The sequence below is a fragment of the Ideonella sp. B508-1 genome, assembly GCF_000333615.1.
Lineage (GTDB): Bacteria > Pseudomonadota > Gammaproteobacteria > Burkholderiales > Burkholderiaceae_C > Ideonella.
Genome location: NZ_BADL01000344.1, coordinates 1 through 3919, shown reverse-complemented (window position 1 = coordinate 3919; position 3919 = coordinate 1). Strand labels below are relative to the sequence as shown.

Annotated in this window: 4 protein-coding genes; 1 reads left to right on the top strand and 3 read right to left on the bottom strand. The window is 63.6% G+C overall.

What is annotated here, in order from left to right:
* Positions 1-1854: helicase-related protein (locus I73_RS14860; protein WP_255348167.1), on the top strand; the 1854-nt coding region annotated here is incomplete at its 5' end.
* A gap of 174 nt (positions 1855-2028) precedes the next feature.
* On the opposite strand, the gene I73_RS30970 is transcribed toward I73_RS14860, so the two are convergent.
* The 3 genes from I73_RS30970 to I73_RS33215 form a co-directional block, all read right to left on the bottom strand.
* Positions 2029-2598: a helix-turn-helix domain-containing protein gene (locus I73_RS30970; RefSeq protein WP_022981339.1), complete on the bottom strand. Its 570-nt coding sequence runs from the start codon at positions 2596-2598 to the stop codon at positions 2029-2031.
* A complete protein-coding gene (locus I73_RS14850) occupies positions 2595-2873 on the bottom strand; it encodes a hypothetical protein (RefSeq protein WP_022981338.1) in 279 nt (92 codons plus the stop codon). The genes I73_RS30970 and I73_RS14850 overlap by 4 nt, the downstream gene beginning before the upstream one ends.
* Before the next feature lie 23 nt (positions 2874-2896).
* Positions 2897-3919: hypothetical protein (locus I73_RS33215; protein WP_040500417.1), on the bottom strand; the 1023-nt coding region annotated here is incomplete at its 5' end.

The window sequence follows — 3919 nt, the reverse complement described above, 5'->3', positions numbered from 1 at the left end:
CTCATCAGCAGGCTGTTGCGGGAACGGACAAATGGCAATGACGCGGGGGCGTTTCGAGGCATCTTCCGCCGCATGCTGTTCTTGACTGCTACACCGTTCGAGCTCGGCCACGCAGAACTCATCGAGGTTCTAAGCCGCATGTCCGCTGTGCGCCCCCTGGATCCCGCACCGGCCACCCGGCTTGAAGACCGCCTGGATTCCTTGAAGAAGAAGCTCACGCACGCACAGACTACCGCTCTTACCTTGGACGCCGCATGGGGACAGCTCTCACGTGAAGACTTGACCACGTTCGACGCTTGGGGACCAGAAGCCCCAGCCCCAGAGAGCATCAGTTCCATCGCACGCGAGGCATGGGAGCACGCGAAGTTCGCAGTCCGCGCCCGCCAGGAGATGAACCGGGTGCTGAGACCCTGGGTGATCCGCCACGAACGGGCCCATCGCCGCAAGTACCGCGTTGGTGCGGCCATCGTCACTGGTGACATGAGCAATGGCGGTCTGACAATCGCAGATGAGGCTGCACTGCCCTTTCTCCTCGCGGCGCGTGCTCAGAGCATTGCCCTCGACAACAAGCACGCTCGACCGTTATTCGCCTACGGCATCGCGTCCTCCTATGAAGCGTTCCGGCGCTTGGGTACCGGACAGCCGGATGAGCACAGAGACTCTGATGTCCCTGCCGAGGATCGCCAATCAGATGCGCAGAGTTCTACAAGCCGCGAGATGGATATGGATGCTGTGAGGTGGTACCGCGATGAGATCGATAGGGCCTTGAGACACCCTGGCGCTCTCGCCGCTCATCCAAAGGTCAATGCAACCGTAGAGAAGGCGGCACAGCTGTGGCTTGCCGGCGAGAAGTGCCTGATCTTCTGCTGGTTCATCAAGACCGGCGAGGCAGTCGAACGCGAGCTGACTAGAAGGGTCGACAATCTCATTGTTCAGCGGGCGTGCGCAGCATTTCGCACGAACTCGGTTGATGACGCCCGCGCCGAGCTTGAGCGGATCTCTGAACGCCTCTTTCGACGGGATGGATCCACCTATGTCCGCCTGCGGGAGCGCTTAGTCAATGCACTGGCGGAGCCGGCTGGACGCCACCCGGATGTCATCAATCTCGTCGTCGACTCATCCATACGGCATCTGCGAACGCCGAGCTACCTCACCCGATTCACGCCGCTGAGCAGGAGCATGACCGATGAGGACGTCTGGAAGGGCATCAGCGAAGCCAATCCGCATGGGGTTGTCCTGCTAGACCGCTGGCGTTCGCTCGCGGAACGCCTCGCACGAGCCCGATTGCAGATCGAAATGGTCGGTCCCGCCGAGCTCCAGGACAGCGAGTTCGCTCGCGTCAGAGATGCCCTCCTGGGTGCCCAGGTCGAGGACGACGAAGTGCATCGTCGCGGTGCCAGCCTCCATCCCGTCAGAAGGGCGCATGGAGGCACTCAGCGCGATGTGCGCGAGCGGGTGATCGCGCTGTTCAACACGCCCTTGTCCCCAGACCTGCTGGTGGCCAGTTCGGTCATGGGAGAGGGAATCGACCTTCACCAGGAATGTAGGTTTGTCATTCACCATGACCTGGACTGGAACCCGAGCGTGCTTGAGCAGCGAACCGGTCGACTGGACCGTATCGGGGCGCTCGCGGAGCGCGAGGGAAAGGACATCGAGGTGTACGAGCCCTACCTCGCGGGCACCCACGATGAGAAGATGTTTCGCGTCGTCAAGGACCGAGCGCAATGGTTCGATATCGTGATGGGAAGGCCGTCGGGCGCTGACGAACATGCGACCGATGTTGAAGAGTCCCGAATTCCGCTTCACGCGGCGATTCGTGCGTCGCTCGCGATGGATCTGCGTAGCCCTGAGTGAAGCGCCAGCTCGTCGTATGCTGAAGAAGCATGTCTGGGCGTACCCGCGCAAGGCTTTCGCCAACGAGGTTGGCGTGCCCGATATATGGATCAGCAACCACTGCAGGTCAGCTGATAGACCGATGACGTTCTGAGCGAGCTCGGATGCACGTGATCGTCTCGGGCGCAGGGGCGTTCACTCCTCGTCCTTCCTCTTCTCGTCGATCATCTTCTTCGCGAGCCAGGTGCTGCCGATGACGGCGCCGATGGCCGTGCCGATGCCCGGCAATAGCGCCGTCCCGATCGCGGCCGCCGCGATCGCACCTGCAGTCATGCCTGTTGTAGCCGCCGCTTTAGCCCCCATCTCAACCGCCTTCGCTCGGTTCTTCGCCACGCCGGACCGAAGCAGCCGCCGCATCGTCTCCAACTCTTCGGCAGTGAGATGAGACCTAACGTCCTTCACCTCTTTGCTCTGGGGGGCCTCGGTGAACGCGTCGAGTTCGTCTCGCCCGAGTAGGAGGAAGACGGGAGAGATCCCGAGCGCGGCTGCGAGTAGCACCACGGTTGAGAGGCGCGGATCGCCCTTCGCTGTCGAACCGCCTTCAAGTTGATTGACGGTCGCGCGCGACACGCCAGCAGCGGCCGCAAGCTTGTCTTGGGACATGCCGAGGGCACTGCGCGCTGCCGACAGGTTGCGCGCGAGGGTGTCTTGCACGTCCTCGACCGGGAGCGAGAGGGCTACTGGGTCGGTGGAGCGCCCCGTCATGCCGAGCGCCTCAATTCACTTGCGGCATTCCGAAGCCGAACGACCTCGGCCGCGAGCAGTCGCACCTGCTCGTTCTTGTCGCCGAGCAACGCGTGGAGCGAGGTGAGTTGCTGCTCCTTCAGAGCGAGTTCAGCCTCGATTTGCTGGAGACGAGCTCGATTCGCGGCTTGCTCCTGCTTCCTCTTCTGGTGCTGGTCGACGCCGTAGGCCGCGCCACCAATTCCGAGAAGAGCTCCGACTGCTGCGACGATGCGCCAAATCACAAGGGGGTTCACGTCTCGTTCTCCTGGATGGGATTTCAGTTCACCAGACGCAACGTCCGGTCCGTCGAGGGCAGACCGCCGCCCATGACTTCCTTGAAAAGGGCATCGGTATCCGCGCATTCGGCTGTTACGTGAGCGGCTACTTCGGTGAACACAGCCATCCGGCTCGTGATGCTCACGGCGAGCGCAACGTCGGCTGCAATCGCCTGTGCGAGCACTCGGTCAGCCTCGCGCGCCTTCCCGATGAGCCAGCGGCCCCCGACCTGCGCGCCAACGAGGATGGGAAGACCGGCAAGGCCGAGCGGCGCCATCACGAGCGGCAGGAGATCGAGGGCCGTCTTTGCGGCCGTGCCCCCGACGGCGCCCGTCAGGCTCACATCGCCACGACGCGAGGCGTTGATCTCGGAGACGAGATCGGTTCCGATCGCGAGCACGCAGAAGGCGACTGCGACGCCTTGCTTGGCGAACTCCTTGGCAGCTTCAGGCGCCATCTCGAGGACTTTGGTGCCGAGGTGATACAGGCCTGCGTCAGCGACTGCACCGCCCGCTCCGAACAGCGCGCCGGTGCCGGCGGACTTGCCGAGGGTCTTCGCGTCCACCTTGCCCTCCGTCGCGAGTTGCACGACGAGGGAGACCACGGCGGCCGATGCGGCCGCGATCGCCGCGCCGCCACCAATGCGGCCGATGACACCGCGCGCGCGGTACGCGGCAGTGATGTCGTCGCGGAGTTGCTGCAACTCCTCGCGGGCGATCGGATCGAGGCCGTCGAGCTTGGCGGCCTTGATGTTTGCCATCAACTGGTCGGCGCGCTCCTCGAGGTTCGGAATCCCACGCAGGCGAACCTTGGCCTCCTGGAGGCGTCGCGCCTGCCCCGGAGTGAAGGCGTCTACCGCTACCCGAGGCGTGCCGTCCGGGTTGACGTAGCGAGCATCGACGTAGCCGACCCTCCCGTACCCAGGCGTCTTCGCCATCTCGATGAGCGAGTCCGAGACGTACTGCGCACCACCGGTCTTGACCTGGCCGTTGTACTTCCAGATCGCCTCGCCGCTCTTGGTGTC